Raw genomic sequence first — 19,281 nt, 5'->3', positions numbered from 1 at the left:
CAAAAAAGCCCGGCGCAAAGGCCGGGCTGGTACTCGTTACTCAACTAACTACGAAAAACAGGCGGGGTCGGATCACGCGGCCTGACGATTTTCTGCCCCGATCTTGGCAAGTTTCGCCGCCTGACCCCAGAAGGCCATGTCGTCGAGCAGCGTTTTCGCCGGACCGTCGAGATGGTCGCCCAGTTCCGCGATCGGCGTGCCCTGCGAGGCCTTCACGAAATCAGCACCGCCAATGCTGACCGCACCCGCGACGGGGACCATGCCGAAATTGATCGCGACGAGGCGCAGATGCTCGACCGCGCGGGCCGCGCCCACGCCGCCATAGCCGACGGTGCCCAGCGGCTTGCGGCGCCAGCCCTCGAACGCGTAGTCGAAAGCGTTCTTGATCGTCGCGGGAATTGAGTGGTTGTACTCCGCCGTCACCACGATGAACCCGTCGAATTCCTTGAGCTTTTCGCCCCAAGCGCGCGCGTTCTCGCTGGTCACGGGTTTCGCGGCGGGCGGGCCTGCCTCGTCGAAGAAGGGCAGCGCGGCTTCGCGCAGATCCAGAACCTCGTAGCGCATGTCGTCGCGCGCACCGATCTTGGTCTCGAACCATTCGAGCGCGCGGTCGGCGAAGCGACCTTCGCGGGTCGTGCCGACGATCAGGCCGATATTCAGGGTCTCGCTCATGTCGATCTCCTTTCCGGTATGTCGCACGGGAAGGCCCTCGGGGAGGAAGGGCCACGGGGGGAGGCGTGCTGTCCGTGTTGCGAGTTAACCTAAGACGTAATCGCCCGCTTCCAACCGGGAGTTATGTGCGGATGCGAACGAGTGTCGCGCGTCAAATGCGGGAACCGCGCAGGCGGCGCTGCCAGTCCGCGCCGCATCGCCCGCTTACGCGATCGGCTCTTGCGGGTCGGCGCGCGCGGTGCTTTATCTGAGGCCATGAGCAAGCCTTCCGACAACCCCGCGGATCCCTTCAAAAAGGCGCTGGCCGAAGCCACCAAGACGATGGCCGACGCGCCCGACATGACGGTGAGCTACACGGTCGATCCTTCGGGAATGACCGCCGATGCGATGCGCCTGCCGCAGGTTTCGCGCCGGATGAGCCGCGACGAGGTTCTGCTGGCGCGCGGCACGGCCGATGCGATGGCGATGCGCCGCCGTCACCACGACGCCAAGATCGACAGCCGTTACGCCCCGTCGGGCGAGTTGGCGAGCGCGATCTACGAGGCAATGGAGACCGCGCGCTGTGAGGCGCTGGGCGCGCGCGACATGCCGGGCACCCTGTCGAATATCGACGCCAAGATCGCCCATGAGGCAGAGCGCAAGGGCTACGCCCAGATTCGCGCTCCCGAGGAAGCGCCGCTCTCGGTCGCCGCGGGGTATTTCGTGCGCGAACTGGCGACCGGCCGGAAATTGCCGCCCGGCGCGGATAACGTGCTCGATCTGTGGCGCCCCTTCATCGAGCAATCGGCGGGCGACGATCTGGAAAACGTCAAACACGTCCTTGCCGATCAGGCCGCCTTTGCGCGCCTCACCCGCAAGGTGATCGCCGATCTCGGTTATGCCGATCAGTTGGGCGACGATCCCGACGAGGAGATGGGCGACGACGCCGAGGACGAGCAGGAAGAGAACGCCGACGAGGAACAGGGCGAAGAGCAGGCCCGCGACGAGCAGGAAGACGACGACGCCGAGGCCTCGCCCGAATCCAGCCAGGAAGCGCAGGACGACCAGACCCAGACCTCCGTCAGCTCCGACGATCTCGCCGATCAGGAAATGAGCGACGAGATGGATATGCCGCAGGCCGATGCGCCGCTGGAGCCGCCGCCGCCCCCGCCGCATTCGCAGGCCGACCCGAATTACGTGGTCTACACGACCGAATTCGACGAGGAGATCGCCGCCGAGGACTTGGCCGAACCGGCCGAGCTGGAGCGTCTGCGCCTTTATCTCGATCAGCAGCTGGACCCGCTGAAAGGAGCTGTCTCGCGGCTCGCCAACAAGCTGCAGCGCCGCCTGCAGGCGCAGCAGAACCGTGCGTGGGAATTCGACCGCGAGGAAGGGATGCTCGATGCGGGCCGCCTGGCCCGTGTCGTCGCGAACCCGACCACGCCGCTCAGCTTCAAGGTCGAGAAGGACACCGAGTTCCGCGACACGGTGGTGACGCTACTGCTGGATAATTCCGGCTCGATGCGGGGTCGCCCGATCTCGATCGCGGCGATCTGCGCCGACGTGCTCGCCCGCACGCTGGAGCGCTGCGACGTGAAGGTCGAGATCCTCGGCTTCACCACCCGCGCCTGGAAAGGCGGGCAATCGCGCGAGAAATGGCTTGCAGATGGCCGCCCGCAAAGCCCCGGACGCCTCAACGACCTGCGCCACATCATCTACAAGCGGGCCGACGCGCCGATGCGCCGGACGCGGGCCAATCTGGGCCTGATGATGAAGGAAGGTCTGCTGAAGGAGAACATCGACGGCGAGGCGCTGGAATGGGCGCATCGCCGGATGCTCGCCCGGACCGAGCAGCGCAAGATCCTGATGGTGATCTCGGACGGTGCACCGGTGGACGACTCGACGCTGTCGGTGAACCCCGCGATCTATCTGGAGAAACACCTGCGCGACGTGATCGCCATGGTGGAGCGCCGCCGCGCGGTGGAGCTGATCGCCATCGGCATCGGCCATGACGTGACGCGCTATTACCAGCACGCGGTGACGATCACCGATGTGGAGCAACTGGCGGGCGCCATGACCGAACAGCTCGCCTCCCTCTTCGACAGCGATCCGCGGGCCCGCGCCCGCTTCCTCGGGATCAAGAAGGCTATCTGATGTTTCAGGATTTCTCGGTGCAATCGCGCCCCGAACTGGGCCCGCCCCGGCTGGCGGCGCTGCGCGAAGCCATGTCAGCCGCCGGGCTCGACGGCTTCATCATTCCTCGGGCCGACGCACATCAGGGCGAATATGTCGCGCCTTGCGATGCGCGTCTGGCTTGGCTGACCGGCTTCACCGGCTCGGCGGGCTTCTGCATCGCGCTGCCCGAGATCGCAGGCGTCTTCGTCGATGGCCGCTACCGGGTGCAGGTACGCGCCGAGGTCTCGCTCGACCACTTCACGCCGGTGAGCTGGCCCGAGGTGAAACCAGCCGACTGGTTGACGGAAAACGCCCATGCAGGCGCCAAGATCGGCTTCGACCCGTGGCTGCACACCAAATCCGAGATCGCGAAGATCCGCGAGGGGCTTGAAGGCACCGGCATCGCGCTGATCGAGAGCGAGAACCTCGTGGACCGCGTCTGGGACGACCGCCCTGCCCCGCCCGCCGAGCCCGCCCGCATCCATCCGGCGGAATTCGCAGGCGAGACTGCGGCGGAGAAACGCACGCGTCTGGCCGAAGACCTGCGCGAAGAGGATATCGCGGCCGCCGTGCTCAGCCTGCCGGATTCGATCTGCTGGCTGCTGAACATTCGCGGCGCGGATATCCCCCGCAACCCGGTGGTCCAGTCCTTCGCGGTACTCTTCGACGACGGCACGGTGAAGCTCTTCGCCGATGACGCGAAATTCGACGCCGATCTGCGCGCCCATCTGGGCGACGGGGTCTCGATCCTGCCGCCCGACAGCCTGACCGCCGCGCTGGAAGCGATCGAAGGCCCGGTGCTGGTCGACCCCGACAGCGCGCCGCTCGCTGTCTCTCTGCTGCTGGCCGATCACGACACCAAGATCGTTGAGGCGCGCGATCCCTGCATTCTGCCGAAGGCGCGCAAGAACGCAGCCGAAATCGCGGGCATGGAAGCCGCCCATCTGCGCGACGCCACCGCGATGGTCGAATTCCTCAGCTGGCTCGACGCGGAGGCCCCGAAAGGCCAGCTGACCGAGATCGACGTGGTCACCGCCCTCGAGGGCTTCCGCCGCGATACCAATGCGCTGCTCGACATCTCCTTCGAGACGATCTGCGGCGCGGGCGGCAATGGCGCGATCGTCCATTACCGCGTGAACGAGGACACCAACCGCCCCGTGAAACCGGGTGAGTTGCTGCTGGTGGATTCGGGCGGGCAATATGTCGACGGCACCACGGACATCACCCGCACCGTCGCCGTGGGCGATGTACCGGAAGACGCCAAACGTCCCTTCACCCGGGTGTTGCAGGGCATGATCGCACTGTCGCGTACGCGCTTCCCGCGCAGCGTGGCGGGGGCCCATCTCGATGCGCTCGCCCGTGCGCCCCTGTGGGCCGAGGGCTGGGATTACGATCACGGCACAGGCCACGGCGTCGGCGCTGCGCTTTGCGTGCACGAAGGCCCCGCGCGGATCTCGCGCGTCTCGACCCTGCCGCTCGAACCCGGAATGATCCTGTCGAACGAACCGGGCTATTACCGCGAAGGCACATTCGGCATCCGGATCGAGAACCTGATCCTCACCGAAGAGGCCGGGGCCAAGGGCGACAACCGCGACCAGCTCTCTTTCTCGACGCTGACCTGGGTGCCGATCGACCGCCGGCTGATCGACATCGATCTGCTCGGCCCCGAGGAGCGCGACTGGCTCAACGCCTATCACGCCGAGGTTCTGGAGCGTATCGGGCCCAAGGTCAGCGAGGGCGCCAAGGCGTGGCTGCAAACCGCCTGCGCGCCGATCTGAGGCTGCGCGCACAGTATGCCGGGGATGCCTCCGGCGGGGATATTTTTGCCAAGCCGAAAAGCTGGGTCCCCTCTTTCGTATTGGTCTAAATATCCCCCGCGGAGCGTCCCGCAGGGGCCGCATGCGCCGTCGTCTAAAGGTCGAGTACCGCTTTCGCCGCCCGCGCGATGACGATTTCCTCGTTGGTCGGGATCACGAGAACCCGAACCGCGCCCGCCCCGATTTCGCGCGCATTTTCGGCATTGGCGTCGGGATTGACCGCGACCCCGAGGAAGCCCAGACCGTCGCAGGCCTGCGCGCGCACGCGCGTCGAGTTCTCCCCGATCCCTCCGGTGAAGACGATCCCGTCCAGGCCGCCCATCGCCGCCGCCATCGCGCCGATCTGACGCTTGATGCGGAAGCAGAAATAGTCGATCGCTTCTTTTGCCTTGGGATCGTTCGAGGCCTCGAGCGTGCGCATGTCGTTGGAAATGCCGGACATGCCCAGTAGGCCCGATTCCTTGTAGAGCAGCGTCGAAATCTCGGACGGGCTCATCCCCTCCTGCTCCATCATGTAGAGCAGGATGCCGGGGTCCAGTTCGCCCGGGCGTGTGCCCATCGGCAGGCCTTCCAGCGCGGAGAACCCCATTGTCGAGGCGACGGACTGGCCGTTCTCGATCGCGCACATCGACGCACCCGAGCCTAAATGCGCCACGATCATCCGCCCCTTGTGCAACTCGGGCTCGGTCCGCGTCAGTTCGCCATTGATGAAATCATAGCTCAGCCCGTGGAAGCCGTAGCGGCGCACCCCCTGCTCGTAATAGCGGCGCGGCAGCGCGAATGTGTCGCTGACGAAGGGATGGCCGCGATGAAAGGCGGTGTCGTAGCAGGCGACCTGCGGCGTGCCGGGGAAGGTATCGACCGCGGCACGGACACCGGCGAGGTTATGTGGCTGGTGCAGCGGCGCGAACGGGGCGAGCTTGGCCAATTCCGCCATGAGCGGCTCGGACAGGGGTTCCGGCGCGGCGTGGTCGATCCCGCCATGCACGATCCGGTGGCCGACCGCGATCACGTCCAGCCCGGGAAAGGCCGACTGGAAGGCCGCAAGCGCAGTGTGTAGCGCCGCCGCATTGGTGACGAAGTCATCTGGCGCGGCGGCGGGCAGCGGCAGTGGCGATCCATCGGGTCCGCCGAGTTTCATCGCCGCCTCGCGCCGTCCGATCCGGTCGACATGACCAAGCGCGAGCGTCTCGAGGTCTTCCGAGAACAGCCCGAGCTTCAGCGAGGACGAACCGGAGTTCAGTGTCAGAATAGCACGGGTGCTCATGCGCGGCCCCCGCAGGTGCGGTGGTAGTGGATCGAGGCCACGGCAGCGGAGGCCAGCCGCGCCATCCCGCTATCAGAGCGCGAGTTCAGGATCACCGGCACCTTCGCGCCCAGCATCAGCCCCGCCCCTTCCGCGTGGGAGATGTAAGCGAGCTGCTTGGCCAGCATATTCGCGGAGTCGATCCCGGGTGCGACCAGCACCTCGGCCCGGCCCGCCACGGCGGAACGGATGCCCTTGGTGCGCGCGGCGGCCAGATCGACGGCATTGTCCATCGCGAGCGGGCCATCGACCTCGCCGCCGATTATCTGCCCACGTTCGGCCATTTTCGACAAGAGCGCCGCATCGAGGGACGACGGGATCGCGGGTGTCACGGTCTCGACTGCAGACAGCACGCCGACCTTCGGCACCTCGATCCCGATCGAGATCGCCACGTCGATCGCGTTTTGCACGATATGCACCTTGGTCTCGAGATCGGGCGCGATATTGATCGCGGCATCGGTGACGATCAGCGGATGCACAACGCCCGGCACATCCATGACGAAGACATGGGTGAAGCGCTTGCCGATCCGCAGCCCGGTATTCTTGTCGAGCATCGGCTTCAAGAGCGCATCGGTATGCAGATGGCCCTTCATCACCGCGCCGGCGCGCCCCTCGTTGACCAGCTGCACCGCCATGCGCGCGGCATCGCGGGCGGTCTCGGCGGGCAGGATCTCGAATTTGGTCACGTCGCGGCCGAGCTCTTTCGCGACCGACATGATCTTTTCGGGATGGCCGATCAGCAGCGGCTCGATCAGGTGATGCTCGGCGGCGAGGAGCGCACCGTCGAGCGACACCGGCTCTTCGGGGCAGACGACGGCGGTGACCAGATCGGGCAGCGGCTCGGCCTTCTCCAGCAGTTTCTCGAAATGGCGACGGCGCTGCGAGATCAGGCCGGGCACTTCGAGCGCATCGAATTTCAGGTGTTTCTGCGGGGCATGGACCTCGGCCTCGCCCTCGACGATCAGCGCGTCATCGCCCACACGGCGCACTTCCGTCTTCATCCGCAGCAGCTCGCCGGGCAGCTTCTCGAGAACCTCGACGCGGGCGCAGAGCTCTTGACCCGCCATCGCGTGATCATGGAAGCGCAGGCTTTGCGCGCGGTAGAGCGTCCCCGGCCCCGGCAGCAGGTTGCCCAGCACGGCGGTGATCAGAGAGGCCACGAACATGCCCGGCGCGTAGGCCTCCTTCCGGCCGTCGCCATCGCCGTCCTCGTCTTCGAGATGGACCGGGTTGTGATTGCCGGAGGCGGCGGCGAAAACATAGAAATCGTCGGCAGTGCATAGCCGCTTCAATTCGGCTGACTGGCCGACCTCGATCTCGTCCCATTTCCGGCTCTCGAACATCATTGGCGCGCTCCTTCTTTTTCCTGCACTGCAAGTCTGCGAGACCTGCACGCTGCTGCCTAGGCAAAGATTCGCGACAAATCCTTGATCCGAGACAAAAACCGCCGACAATCCGCTGAAACCCTTTCACTCCCGCGCGGCTGAGCCTAAACCTTTGGCAGCAAGACATGGGAGGCGTTGCATGGCACTGGCAGAGGCGCTGGCGGAACTCGAAACTTTGCTGGGCGACCGGCTCGATACCTCGAAAGGCGCGCGCGACCAACATGGCCGCAACGAGACGTGGTTTCCCTTCTCACCCCCCGATGCCGTGGCTTATCCGACCAGCACCGAAGAGGTCAGCCAGATCGTCAAGATCTGCGCCGCGCATGACGTGCCGATCACGCCCTACGGCACGGGCACCTCGCTGGAGGGACACGCCGTGCCGGTGCGCGGCGGGGTCAGCCTCGACCTGATGAAGATGGACCGAGTGGTGGAGGTTCTGGCCGAGGATATGCAGGTCCGCGTCCAGCCCGGCGTGACTCGCGTGGCGCTGAACGAGGATCTGCGCGCGACGGGGCTGTTCTTCCCGGTCGATCCGGGCGCGAATGCCTCGCTTGGCGGCATGGCGGCGACCCGGGCGAGCGGGACGACGACGGTGGGCTATGGCTCGATGCGCGACAATGTGGCGGCGCTGGAAGTGGTGCTGGCCGATGGCCGCATCATCCGGACCGGCAGCCGTGCGAAGAAATCCTCCGCCGGATATGACCTGACCGCGCTGATGCTGGGTTCGGAAGGCACGCTCGGGATCATCACCGAATTGACGTTGCGCCTGCATGGCCAGCCCGAAGCTATCTCCTCTGCGGTCTGCGCCTTCGATACGCTGGAAGCGGCGGTCGAGACGGTGCAGATGACGATCCAGATGGGCATCCCGATGGCGCGGATCGAATTCGTCGACGACCTCACCGCGCAGATCTTCAACGAGGCGAACGGCACCGATTTCCCCGCGAAACCGCATCTGATGATCGAGTTTCACGGCTCGGAAAGCGGTGTGGCCGAGGCCTCCGAGCGGTTCGGCGAAGTCGTGGCCGAGATGGGCGGCGCAGATTTCCAATGGGCGACGACGACCGAGGACCGCAACAAGCTGTGGAAGATGCGTCACGGCGCCTACCCCGCCACGATCGCGCATCGCCCCGGCTGCATGGGACTGGTGACCGATATCTGCGTGCCGATCTCGCGGCTGGCAGAGGCCGTGGCCGCGACCAAGCGCGACATCATCGAGGCCGGGCTGATCGGTCCCGTTGTGGGCCATGTCGGCGACGGGAATTTCCACTCTGTCCTGCTGCTCGATCCCGAGGATAAGGACGAGTTCAAACGCGCAAAGAAAGTGGCCGCGAAGATGGCCGAACGCGCGCTCGAGATGCAGGGCACCGTCACTGGCGAGCACGGCATCGGCATGGGCAAGACGGGCTACATGCGCGACGAGCATGGCGCGGGTTGGGACGTGATGGGCCAGATCAAACGCGCGCTCGACCCGCAGAACATTCTCAATCCCGGTAAACTGGTGGAGCAGGACGAATGAGCTTCGAGACCCCGGACGCGCTGCCCCGCGCCTTCGCAAAAGCCTGGGGCGCGCGCGATGCGCAGGCGCTTGCGGGATTCTTCGCGGAAGATGCCGATTTCATCTCGCTGACGGGTGGAGTCGCCTCCGGTCGCACCCAGATCGCGGAGTTGTTCGCAGGCGAACTCGCCGGCGCCTTCTCGCGCGCGCGCCTGGTGACCGGCAAGGCCAAATCGCGCCCTGTCGGCGCCGAGGCAGCGGTCGTACTGCAGCGCTTCGTCCTGACCGGGATCATCACCGAGAACGGCGCCGATGCCGGCCGCATCGGCTGCACGCTGGCCGCAACGCTGGAACTGACGCCGAATGGCTGGCAAATCGTCGCCGCGCAGTTCGTCGTGGAGGCGGGGTAAGCGGCGCTCCCCTACCCCTTCAGCAGGTCCAGCGCCGCAGCCTTCGCGGCGTCGGTGACTTCGGCGCCTGCGATCATCCGGGCAATCTCGTCGGTGCGCTCTGCTGTGGCCAGCGCGCGGACCTCGGACGTGGTCATGCCGTCAGTCACCGATTTCGCGACGCGGAAATGGGTGGCGCCACGGGCGGCGACCTGAGGAGAGTGGGTGACGACGAGGACTTGCGCCCCTTCGGCCAGCTTTGCGAGGCGGCGCCCCACGGCATCGGCGGTGGCTCCGCCCACGCCGCGGTCGATCTCGTCAAAGATCAGGGTCAGCGTATCGGTGCCGCGCGCGAGCACGACTTTCAGCGCCAGCAGGAACCGCGACAGTTCGCCTCCGGAGGCGATCTTGTTGAGCGGGCCCGCCGGCGCGCCGGGGTTGGTGGCGACGGTGAAGCGCACGGTATCGATGCCTTCCGGCCCGGGCTCGCCCTCGGACAGGCGCGTCTCGAACACGGCGCGGTCCATCTTCAGCGGAGCCAACTCGCCCGCCATCGCGGCATCGAGCTGCCCCGCGGCCTCGGCGCGCGCCTGCGACAGGGCCACGGCGGCCTTGTCATAGGTTGCACCGGCTTTCGCGAGGTCGGCTTCTAGCGCACCGATCCCCTCCTCGCCCGCGTCCAGCGCAGCAAGCTTCTCGCGCAGGCCTTTGGCGAAATCGGCCAGTTCATCGGCCAGCACGCCATGCTTGCGGGCCAAACCGCGGATCGCGAACAGACGTTCCTCGCAGGCCTCCAGGGCATGCGGGTCGAAATCGAGCGCATCAAGCGCGGTCTCCACGCCTTGGGCTGCCTCGCCCAATTCGAGGAACGCGCGCTCCAAGGCCTCCAGCGGCGCGTCGAGGCGCCCTTCGGCCCGATCCGCAGCGCCCTGCAGCCAGCGATCGGCGTCGCGCATCATCCCCTCCGCCCCTTCCGGGCCCAGAGCGGCAAAGGCGCGGGACACATCTTCGCGAATTTTCGCGGCGCCCTGCATCAGGCGGCGCTGACCGTCGAGTTCGGCTTCCTCTCCGGGCTTGGGATCGAGCGAGTCGAATTCCTTCACGGCGTGGCGCAGGAATTCCTCTTCCTCTTTCACGGCCGCAAGTGAGCTACGCGCCGCCTCAAGCTTGCGCGCCGCAGCAGCGCGCGCTTTCCAGGCGGAGCGGGTGGCCTCCAGCAGCTCGGAATGGCCCGCGAAGGCATCGAGCAGCGCGCGGTGGCCGCGTTCGTTCAACAAGCCGCCATCGTCGGATTGACCGTGCAGTTCCACCAGCGAGGCAGAGACTTGCCGCAGCACGTCGCCGCTCGCCCGGCGGTCGTTGATCCACGCGGTCTTGCGCCCGTCACGCGCATTCACCCGACGCAAGATCAACTCGTCAGTTACGGGAATGCCGGCCTCGGCCAGCACGTCGCGCGCGGGGTGATCGGAGGGCAGTTCGAACACCGCTGTCACCTCGCCCTGATCGGCGCCCTGACGCACGAGTTCCGCGCGCCCGCGCCAGCCAAGGACGAAGCCCAGGCAATCGAGCAGGATCGACTTGCCCGCCCCGGTCTCGCCGGTCAGCACGTTGAGGCCGGGACCGAAGTCCAGCTCGAGCCTCTCGATAATCAGAATGTCGCGGATATCCAGCGAATGAAGCATGTCAGACCATGAGGGCCCAGATCAGAGCCACTTGCCCTGAATCACCTGTCGATACACGCTGGACAGCCACCCGTCGCCCTTCGCCTCGGGCTTCAACCCACGCCTTTGCAGCAGGTTGTACGCGTCCTGATAGAAGGGCGAGGACTGGAAGTTGTGGCCGAGGATCGCCGCGGCGGTCTGCGCCTGATCGGTGATGCCGAGCGCAAGATAGGCCTCCACCAGACGTTCCAGCGCCTCGGGCGTGTGGGTCGTCGTCTGGAACTGCTCCACCACAACGCGGAAGCGGTTGATCGCCGCCGTGTAGTTACCGCGCTTGAGGTAGTAGCGCCCGATCTCCATCTCCTTGCCGGCGAGGTGATCGAAGGCCAGGTCGAATTTCAGCATAGCCGACTGGGCATATTCGGAATCGGGGTATTTCTCGATCACGTCGCGCAGCGCCTGCAGCGCCTGGAAGGTCAGGCCCTGATCGCGACCGACCTCGTCGATCTGATCGTAATAGCTGAGCGCCAGAAGATACTGCGCATAGGCCGCGTCTTCGTCACCCGGATAGGTGTCGAGGAATCGCTGCGCCGAGGCGCGGGCTTCTTCGTAATTCTTCGCCTTGTGCTGAGCATAGGCTTCCATGATCAAGGCGCGCTTGGCCCATTGCGAATAGGGGTAAAGCCGCTCGACCTCGGAGAAATATTTCAGCGCGGTGTTGGGACGCCGCGGATTGCCGACCTCGAGCTCGTATTCGCCGCGCTCGTAGATTTGCTTGGCCGTGAAGTTTTCGAGGTTCGGTGCTTTGTTCGGATCAGGACCGCAGGCGGAAAGCGCCATAACAAGACCAAGAGCCCCGAGTTTCGCTGCCGCTAATTTGCCGCGCGCCATGCCCTGCCCCATCCCTCTTTCGTTGCCGGAGAAAGGCCCCGGACCCGTCAATCACTGCCCCGGTTCGGAGGCCGTTCGGCATGTCCTAGCACAGAAAAATCCGGGGCGCAAAATGCCTTTGCGGGTTTTGACGCCCCTTTTCCCGATGCCCGCGAACCCGTGACCGGGCCGCGATGCGTTCAGGCCGATGCCAGTGCCGCTGCCGAGCATACACCAGCTCCGGGCAGGCTGTAAGCCTGTGCGGGCGAGCAGGTTTCCCAGCACCACGCATCGGGGCGCGCAAACAGCGCCCGCAGAAGCTGGTTCGTCATCGCGTGACCCGCGCGGTTGCCGCGATAACGACCGAGGATCGGCGCGCCCGCGAGCGCGAGATCGCCAAGCGCGTCGAGCATCTTGTGGCGCACGGGTTCGTCCGCGTGACGCAAACCGCCGGGGCTCAGAACCTTGTCGCCATCGACGACCACGGCATTCTCGAAGGTGCCGCCGAGGCTCAGCCCCTTCTCGCGCATCGCATCGACATCGGCGAGGCGGCAGAAGGTGCGGCTGTCCATCAGCTCGCGCACGAAGGCGCCGTTGGCCATCTTGAGACGCTTGCTCTGACGGCCGATGGCGGCGTCGGTGAAGTCGATCGCGAAATCGATCTCGAGGCTGGCGGCCGGTTCGAGCCGCGCGACGGCCTTGCCGTTGCGCACTTCGACCGGCTTGAGGATGCGGATCGCGCGCAGTTCCGCGGCGAGGTGCCGCAGACCGGCTTCGCAGAACTCGGCGACGAACGGGGCCGAAGAGCCATCGAGGATCGGCACTTCAGGCCCGTCGAGCGAGATCAGCGCATTGTGAATGCCCGAACCGACGAGTGCCGCCATCAGATGCTCGATCGTCGAGACCTGGACGCCATCCTCGTTTTCGATCAGCGTGCAGAGCGTCGCGCTCGGCACGTTGTTCCACAAGGCGGGTACGCGAGGGTTCACGCCGGACACATCGGTGCGACGGAACACGATGCCATGGCCCGACGGCGCCGGATGCACTTGCATCTCGACCGGGGCGCCCGAATGGAGCCCAACGCCGGAAAAGGCCACGGATTTGGCAAGCGTCGTCTGCACGATAGACCTCACAACTTTTTTCTCTGGCGATCAACGAACACACGGGTTCGGGAGCCGCAGCATCAGTTAGTCAGAGAGGGCGCGGTTAACAATTCACTCTTTGTAACGGCCTGAAACATTGCGACCGTGATCTGGCGGAACACCGCGTATGAGGACGTAAACCTTTGTTCTCCAATAGAAAAGGGCCCGCTCGCGCAGGCCCTTTTCGATGTTTCGTGAAGTCTTTGTGACCGATTAATTTGCCTGACGACGCAGGAATGCCGGGATTTCGATGCGATCCTGATCGTCGGATTGCTCGTCATCGTAGGCTTCCGCGCGCGGCTGAGCGGTCTGCGGGCGCTGCTGGTGGGGCTGCGGCGCAGGCTGCTGCGGAGCGTGCTGCTGCGGCGCGTGGCCCTGCTCGCCATGGCCGTGACCGGTCATGCGGTTGATCAGCGAGTTGATCCCGAAACGCGGACGCTCTGCCTGCGGCTGCGGCTGCTGCTGCGCTGCGGGGCGAGTCGCAGCCATCGGACGCTGCGCGGGCGCGTTCGACGGGGTCTTGTTCACCGCCGCCTCGAGGCGACGCAGCGCCTCCGGCGAAGGGGTGCCGGGCTGACGCGGACGCGGTGCGACATAGTCATGCGCGCCGTCTTCGACATGCAGGTCCTGCGTCGGCGCAGGCTGCGGACGGTAGGCCGGCGGCGGCAGATCGTCGGCGGCCTCGTGGGCGCGCGGCTGATCCATCGTGGCGCGCGCCGCGGGCGCATCGAACAGGGTCCGCTCTTGCGCGGTCTGCTGCGGTTGCGGCGCAGGCTGCGGGGCAGCCTGAGCGGCCGGCGCGTGCTGCGGCGCAGGCTGGGGTGCCGGTTGCGGCGCCGGAGCGGCAGCCGCGGCGGGTGCATGCTCGATGGTGGCCTCGGCTGCGGTTTCCGCGGGCTTCAGCGGCTCGGCCAGCGAGCGGCGCGGCACCGGGATTTCCGCCGGGCTCGCCAGCGCGTCGATGCCGGTCGCGACGACGGAGACGCGCATCGCGCCTTCCATCTCGGGATCCAGCGTCGAACCCACGATGATGTTTGCGTCCGGGTCGACCTCTTCGCGGATCCGGTTCGCCGCCTCGTCGAGTTCGAACAGCGTCAGGTCGTAGCCGCCGGTGATGTTGATCAGCACGCCTTTCGCGCCCTTGAGCGAGATCTCGTCGAGCAGCGGGTTCGCGATCGCCTTCTCGGCCGCCTGAACCGCGCGATCCTCGCCGGTGGCTTCGCCGGTGCCCATCATTGCCTTGCCCATCTCGTCCATCACCGCGCGCACGTCGGCGAAGTCGAGGTTGATCAGGCCCGGGCGGACCATCAGGTCGGTCACGCCTTTCACGCCCTGATATAGAACGTCGTCGGCCATCGAGAAGGCTTCGGTGAAGGTGGTTTTCTCGTTGGCCAGACGGAACAGGTTCTGGTTCGGAATGATGATCAGCGTGTCGACGACCTTCTGGAGCTCCTCGAGGCCCTGCTCGGCCTGACGCATCCGCTTGGAGCCTTCGAACTGGAAGGGCTTGGTCACGACGCCAACGGTCAGCACGCCAAGCTCGCGCGCGGCCTGCGCGATGATCGGCGCCGCGCCGGTGCCGGTGCCACCGCCCATGCCGGCGGTGATGAAGCACATATGCGCCCCGGCAAGGTGATCGACGATCGCCTCGATGCTCTCTTCGGCCGCGGCCGCGCCCACCGTGGGACGCGCGCCTGCGCCCAGCCCCTCGGTGACCTTGGTGCCCATCTGGACCCGGGCCTGCGACTTAGACTGCTGCAGCGCCTGAGCGTCGGTATTCGCGACCACGAACTCCACGCCCTCAAGCTGCTGCTCGATCATGTTGTTGACCGCGTTCCCGCCCGCGCCCCCGACGCCGAATACGGTGATCCGGGGCTTGAGGTCCTCGTGCTCTGACATCATCAAATTCAACGCCATGTGGTATGTCCGCCTGTTGTTGCTGCCCGACCCTGTCCCAGGCCGATTTCGATGGAAATTAGGCCGATTTTAGCGATGAATCGCCGCAGCGTCACGCAAAAAACCGTCCCGAACCACAAAATCTGGAGCTCCAGATTCCGTGACCAGCGGTATTTCGCGCAAACGTCAGGATATTGTGTGGATCGTGCGGTCAGACCGCCGCCGCTACGCGAACTTGAAGTTCGCGCGACAGGCGTCTGAGATCAGTCGATTTTCACTTTTGCAACATTTCACCAATTATCGCGGAACCAGCGGATGGCCCGGCGCAGCGAGCGCCCGCCCAGCGTTTCGGGCGGCATTTCGAAATCCCACCATTCGTCTTGCGGATGCGCCGCGAAAAGCGAGAGCCCCACCACGGAAGAGAAGCCCGCCCCGGTCGCGGCCTGCGGCAGCCCCTGCACCCGCATCGGTCGCCCGAGCCTTACATTCTGGCCGAGGATTCGCGCAGCCAGCCCGTCGAGGCCGGGGATCTGGCTCGCCCCGCCGGTCAGCACGATCTGCTTCGAGGGCAGATGCTCGAACCCTGCGGCATCGAGGATCGCACGCACGTCTTCGAGGATTTCCTCGACGCGCGGACGCATGATGCCGATCAGTTCGGCCCGGCTTACCTGGCGGCGATCCTTCTCCCAGTCGCCGGAGTCGCCGCCCAGCTCGATCATCTCGCGATCGTCCATGCCGGTGGCGACAACGCCGCCGTGGAAGGTCTTGATCCGCTCGGCGACCGACATCGGCACCCGCAACCCCGCCGCGATGTCGCGGGTGACGTGCTCGCCGCCCAGCCGCACCGCGTCGGCATAGATCATGTGCTTCTTCATGAAGATCGACACGCCGGTCGCACCGCCGCCCATGTCGATGCAGGCAGCGCCCAGTTCCTGCTCGTCTTCAACAAGGCTGGAGACGCCGGAAACATAGGCCGAACTCGCAATACCCGCGAGTTCGAGATCACAGCGCCGGATGCAGTAAATCAGGTTCTGGATCGCGGTGTCGGAGACGGTCAGCAAATGCATGTCGACCGCGAGCCGTTGCCCCGCATGGCCCCGCGGATCAGCCAGACCCGAGCGATGGTCGAGCGCGAAGTTCACTGGCTGCGCATGGAGCACTTCGCGCCCTGCCCCGAGCGGTGGGATATCGCACGACGCCAACACGCGGCTCACATCCACCTCGGTGACCTGATCGCCCTGCACTTCGATCTCACCGGCGAGACCATAGGAGCGCGGTTCGGCGCCCGCGAAACAGGCGATGACGTGATCGACACGGGTATTGGCCATCTTCTGCGCCGCCTGCACGGCGGTCCGGATCGCGCGCTCGGTCTCGGCCATCGCGTCGATCTCGCCGAAGCGCACCCCGCGCGAGCGCGTCGTCGCGGCCCCGATCACACGCACGGAGGCGTGACCCGCCAGCGAGCCTTCATCCTCGGTCCCGTTGGGATTGTCGAACTTCAGAACGAGGCAGGCGATCTTGGAACTGCCGACATCGAGGAGCGCGATCACGCCCCGTTGCATCGCTGCCTTACGCATGTTGCGCATTGCGCGCTGGAACTCGTAGAGATCGGTCATTGCGTGGCCCTCGCTTTGAGAATGTCTGACTGCACCCGGCGGAATTCGGCGAGCGCGTTATCGCTGAGCCGGATCGTCGGACGGTCCTTGTTTCGAAAATCAATCACGGTGAAATCGCGGGCGAGCAGATCCTCGGCGGTATTGAGCGCGAGGATGCGGTCGAGAGCGGCGACGGGATCGGTCTCGGGGAGCATGATGCGCTGATCGTGATCGAGCACCATGTCCCAGCGCCGCTCGCCCAACCGCTCCAGCCCGCGCAGGCGCGGCAGGATCGGACCGGCATCGGCGATGATCTCCAGCGCCTCGGGCACCGCCTTGTCCGCGCCCATGCCGGAAATCACCGGCAGATCGGGGCGCGCGTCGCGCGAAATCAGCGTGGCGACCCGGTGGCCGGAGGCGTCGAGCATTTCCAGACCCGCTGGCTGCCGCCAGAGGATCGCGGGCACGCGCTCGGTCACGTCGGCCTCGAGCACGCCACCGGGGCGGATCACGAGGCGCGCATCGGCCACCGCATCGAGCCGGCGGATCGTATCGCGATAGGCATCAAGGTCGATGTCGAAGCTGGACGCGGGCAGCCCCACCGGCAGCATCGCGCGCACGGCATGCGCGACCTCGGGGCTCGCACCCTCGATCTTGAGCAGCTTGACCATGAATTCGGGGCGATGCTCGATCGCGTCCTTCACGTCCTGCACCTGCGCGACCAGCTCGGCGCGGCGGCCGGGATCGCCGAGCCATACCCCAAGGCCCGCAACGATCAACACGAGCGGAAGGCCGATCCGGGTGAAGGCGCGCACGGCGGGCGTCAGCCACAGGCGTTCGAGCTTGAAAGCGAGCCGCGACGGCGCGGGATCGCGGCGCGCGGGACGTTTGGAGCGTTGGTAAACGCGAGGAGCCATGCCGCCCGGAGGGCCTTTGCGATGCCCGGGGGCTTCGCGCGGCGGGGTCCCGTTCAGCGGCCGCATGAGGCGTCCTCCACCAACCAGGCGCAAAGCTCCGGGAAGTCGATGCCGCAATGGGCCGCCTGTTCGGGCGAAAGCGAGGTGGGCGTCATGCCGGGCTGGGTGTTGGTTTCCAGCAGCACGAGACCGGCGAGCCCCCTGCCCTCGTCCCAGCGGAAATCGGTGCGCGAGAGCCCCCGGCAGCCCAGCACCTGATGTGCGCGAATTGCGTAATCGAGACAGGCTTCGGTGATCTCGACGGGGATTTCGGCGGGAAGGACGTGACGCGATCCGCCGGGGCGGTATTTCGCGTCATAGTCATACCAGCCCTCGGTGATGATTTCGGTCACGCAGAGCGCGCGCTCGCCCATCACGGAAACGGTCAATTCGCGGCCCGGGGCGTAGGTCTCGACCATCACCTCTTCGGGCATCTCGGCCGACAGCTGCGGCGGAGAATTCGCGCCGTCCATCACCAGGTAGACGCCGACGGACGATCCTTCGTTATTCGGCTTCACGACGTAGGGCGCGGGCAGCACGTGCCGCGCCACCACGTCACCCCTGGAGGCGATCACCGATTGCACAATGGGCAGGTTCGCGGCGGCATAGGCCTGCTTGGCGCGGGCCTTGTCCATGGCCAGCGCAGAGGCCAGAACGCCGGAATGAGTATAGGGGATACGGAGCCATTCGAGCATGCCCTGAACGCAGCCATCTTCGCCCCAGCGCCCGTGCAAAGCATTGAAAACACAGTCAGGCGCGGCATCGTTCAGCCGTTGCGGAAGATCCTCTCCCGCGTCGATCTCGATCACTTCGAAACCCGCCGTGCGCAATGCCTTGGCGCATTCGCGCCCCGAGGACAGAGACACCTCCCGCTCAGCAGAAGGGCCGCCCAGAAGAACCGCCACACGGTGGGATGCCCTGCTCGACATACCCGCTACTTTCGCCTCATGCGGGGGTTGGCCCCCGTCCGGTAATTGCGTTGAAGGGTGGAGGTCTTATGCCTCGAATTCTCCTACACGCATGATTTCCCACTCTAGCGAAATTCCGCTCGATTGCACAACCTTTTTGCGCACCTCTTCCCCGAGATTTTCGAGATCGGCCGCGGTCGCCCCGCCAGTGTTGATCATAAAGTTACTGTGTTTTTCCGACATTTGCGCGCCGCCGATGCGCGCGCCGCGCATGCCGGCGTCGTCGATGACCTTCCACGCCTTCAACTCATGCGTGTCATCGGCGCGTCCCGTCGAGGAAAAGCCCGCCGGGTTGCGGAAGGTCGATCCGGCGGTGCGCTCCTTGGTGGGTTGGGTCGCGTCGCGCTTGGCCAGCTGTTCAGCCATATGCGCCTCGAGCGCCGCCGGATCGCCGGGTTCGGCGCGGAAAGTCGCGCCCGTCAGCACCCAGCCCTCGGGCAGATCGCTCTGACGATAGGCGAAGTTCAGATCGGCGGGCGTGAGCGTGACCCGCTGCCCTGCCCGCGTGATCGCACGCGCCTCGATCAGGTGGCCGGCCACGTAACTGCCGTAGCAGCCCGCGTTCATCCGCACCGCGCCACCAATCGCGCCGGGGATCGTGCGCAGGAAAGTCAGATCGAGCCCCGCCTGCGCCGCTTTGCGCGCGACATGGGCGTCCAGCGCCGCCGCACCTGCGGTGACGGTCTCGCCCTCGCAGTCGATGCCGTTGAAACCGCGCCCCATGCGGATCACCACCGCGCGCAGACCGCCATCACGCACGATCAGGTTCGAGCCGACGCCCATCGGGAAGACCGCGATCTCTTCGGGCAGGCCTTTCAGGAAGGCGGCAAGGTCATCCTCGTCGGCAGGCTGGAACAGCCAGTCGGCCGGGCCGCCCACGCGAAGCCAGGTCAGCGAGTCAAGCGGACGGTTCGGCGTCAGAGCGCCGCGCGGAGTATAGGTCGAGGGGCAATCGGTCATGGCGCGTTTCGTAGC

General features: G+C 66.0%; 15 protein-coding genes. 4 read left to right on the top strand and 11 right to left on the bottom strand.

All coding sequences use genetic code 11. From position 1 onward, the window contains the following. Nucleotides 1-72: 72 nt before the first annotated feature. Nucleotides 73-672, bottom strand: a complete 600-nt coding sequence (locus B6V76_RS14470) for an NAD(P)H-dependent oxidoreductase (protein ID WP_088727777.1) — start codon at nucleotides 670-672, stop codon at nucleotides 73-75. Between the two features lie 255 nt (nucleotides 673-927). Between B6V76_RS14470 and cobT the strand changes: the two genes are divergently transcribed. Further along, a complete protein-coding gene (gene cobT / locus B6V76_RS14465; protein WP_088727776.1) occupies nucleotides 928-2,805 on the top strand; it encodes a cobaltochelatase subunit CobT in 1,878 nt (625 codons plus the stop codon). Beyond that, the gene (locus B6V76_RS14460; protein ID WP_088727775.1) at nucleotides 2,805-4,604 is read left to right on the top strand and encodes an aminopeptidase P family protein; all 1,800 of its coding nucleotides are present in this window, start codon (nucleotides 2,805-2,807) and stop codon (nucleotides 4,602-4,604) included. The genes cobT and B6V76_RS14460 overlap by 1 nt, the downstream gene beginning before the upstream one ends. A 133-nt stretch (nucleotides 4,605-4,737) precedes the next feature. On the opposite strand, the gene B6V76_RS14455 is transcribed toward B6V76_RS14460, so the two are convergent. Both B6V76_RS14455 and B6V76_RS14450 read right to left on the bottom strand, forming a co-directional pair. Continuing rightward, complete coding sequence (locus B6V76_RS14455; RefSeq protein ID WP_088727774.1) at nucleotides 4,738-5,910, bottom strand: acetate/propionate family kinase; 1,173 nt, start codon at nucleotides 5,908-5,910, stop codon at nucleotides 4,738-4,740. Further along, nucleotides 5,907-7,295: a bifunctional enoyl-CoA hydratase/phosphate acetyltransferase gene (locus B6V76_RS14450; protein WP_088727773.1), complete on the bottom strand. Its 1,389-nt coding sequence runs from the start codon at nucleotides 7,293-7,295 to the stop codon at nucleotides 5,907-5,909. Before B6V76_RS14450 ends, B6V76_RS14455 begins: the two co-directional genes overlap by 4 nt. Nucleotides 7,296-7,473: 178 nt before the next feature. Here B6V76_RS14450 and B6V76_RS14445 point away from each other — a divergent pair, with 178 nt between their 5' ends. Together B6V76_RS14445 and B6V76_RS14440 are read left to right on the top strand one after the other, a co-directional pair. Next, nucleotides 7,474-8,850 carry an FAD-linked oxidase C-terminal domain-containing protein gene (locus B6V76_RS14445; RefSeq protein ID WP_088720218.1) on the top strand — a complete coding sequence of 459 codons (1,377 nt, stop codon included), beginning with the start codon at nucleotides 7,474-7,476 and terminating at the stop codon, nucleotides 8,848-8,850. Next, nucleotides 8,847-9,239 (top strand): SgcJ/EcaC family oxidoreductase, encoded by a 393-nt coding sequence (locus B6V76_RS14440; RefSeq protein ID WP_075775597.1) that lies wholly within the window; start codon nucleotides 8,847-8,849, stop codon nucleotides 9,237-9,239. Before B6V76_RS14445 ends, B6V76_RS14440 begins: the two co-directional genes overlap by 4 nt. An 11-nt stretch (nucleotides 9,240-9,250) precedes the next feature. On the opposite strand, the gene recN is transcribed toward B6V76_RS14440, so the two are convergent. From recN to murB, 8 genes are all read right to left on the bottom strand, one after another. Next, entirely contained in the window at nucleotides 9,251-10,900 is a 1,650-nt protein-coding gene (gene recN / locus B6V76_RS14435) for a DNA repair protein RecN (RefSeq protein ID WP_088727772.1), read from the bottom strand. A gap of 21 nt (nucleotides 10,901-10,921) precedes the next feature. Then, complete coding sequence (locus tag B6V76_RS14430; protein ID WP_075775738.1) at nucleotides 10,922-11,770, bottom strand: outer membrane protein assembly factor BamD; 849 nt, start codon at nucleotides 11,768-11,770, stop codon at nucleotides 10,922-10,924. A 179-nt stretch (nucleotides 11,771-11,949) separates the two neighbouring features. Beyond that, nucleotides 11,950-12,870 (bottom strand): UDP-3-O-acyl-N-acetylglucosamine deacetylase, encoded by a 921-nt coding sequence (gene lpxC, locus B6V76_RS14425; protein ID WP_088722592.1) that lies wholly within the window; start codon nucleotides 12,868-12,870, stop codon nucleotides 11,950-11,952. Between the two features lie 234 nt (nucleotides 12,871-13,104). Beyond that, complete coding sequence (gene ftsZ / locus B6V76_RS14420) at nucleotides 13,105-14,808, bottom strand: cell division protein FtsZ (protein ID WP_088727771.1); 1,704 nt, start codon at nucleotides 14,806-14,808, stop codon at nucleotides 13,105-13,107. A 269-nt stretch (nucleotides 14,809-15,077) separates the two neighbouring features. After that, entirely contained in the window at nucleotides 15,078-16,403 is a 1,326-nt protein-coding gene (gene ftsA / locus B6V76_RS14415) for a cell division protein FtsA (protein WP_075775601.1), read from the bottom strand. Continuing rightward, nucleotides 16,400-17,299: a cell division protein FtsQ/DivIB gene (locus B6V76_RS14410; protein WP_075775739.1), complete on the bottom strand. Its 900-nt coding sequence runs from the start codon at nucleotides 17,297-17,299 to the stop codon at nucleotides 16,400-16,402. The genes ftsA and B6V76_RS14410 overlap by 4 nt, the downstream gene beginning before the upstream one ends. Before the next feature lie 53 nt (nucleotides 17,300-17,352). Further along, nucleotides 17,353-18,267: a D-alanine--D-alanine ligase gene (locus tag B6V76_RS14405; RefSeq protein ID WP_088727770.1), complete on the bottom strand. Its 915-nt coding sequence runs from the start codon at nucleotides 18,265-18,267 to the stop codon at nucleotides 17,353-17,355. Between the two features lie 66 nt (nucleotides 18,268-18,333). After that, the gene (gene murB, locus B6V76_RS14400) at nucleotides 18,334-19,266 is read right to left on the bottom strand and encodes a UDP-N-acetylmuramate dehydrogenase (RefSeq protein ID WP_088727769.1); all 933 of its coding nucleotides are present in this window, start codon (nucleotides 19,264-19,266) and stop codon (nucleotides 18,334-18,336) included. Between the last annotated feature and the right edge of the window lie 15 nt (nucleotides 19,267-19,281).

It is taken from the genome of Thioclava sp. IC9 (assembly GCF_002213225.1).
Lineage (GTDB): Bacteria > Pseudomonadota > Alphaproteobacteria > Rhodobacterales > Rhodobacteraceae > Thioclava > Thioclava nitratireducens.
This window is presented reverse-complemented; position numbering and strand designations above follow the sequence as displayed.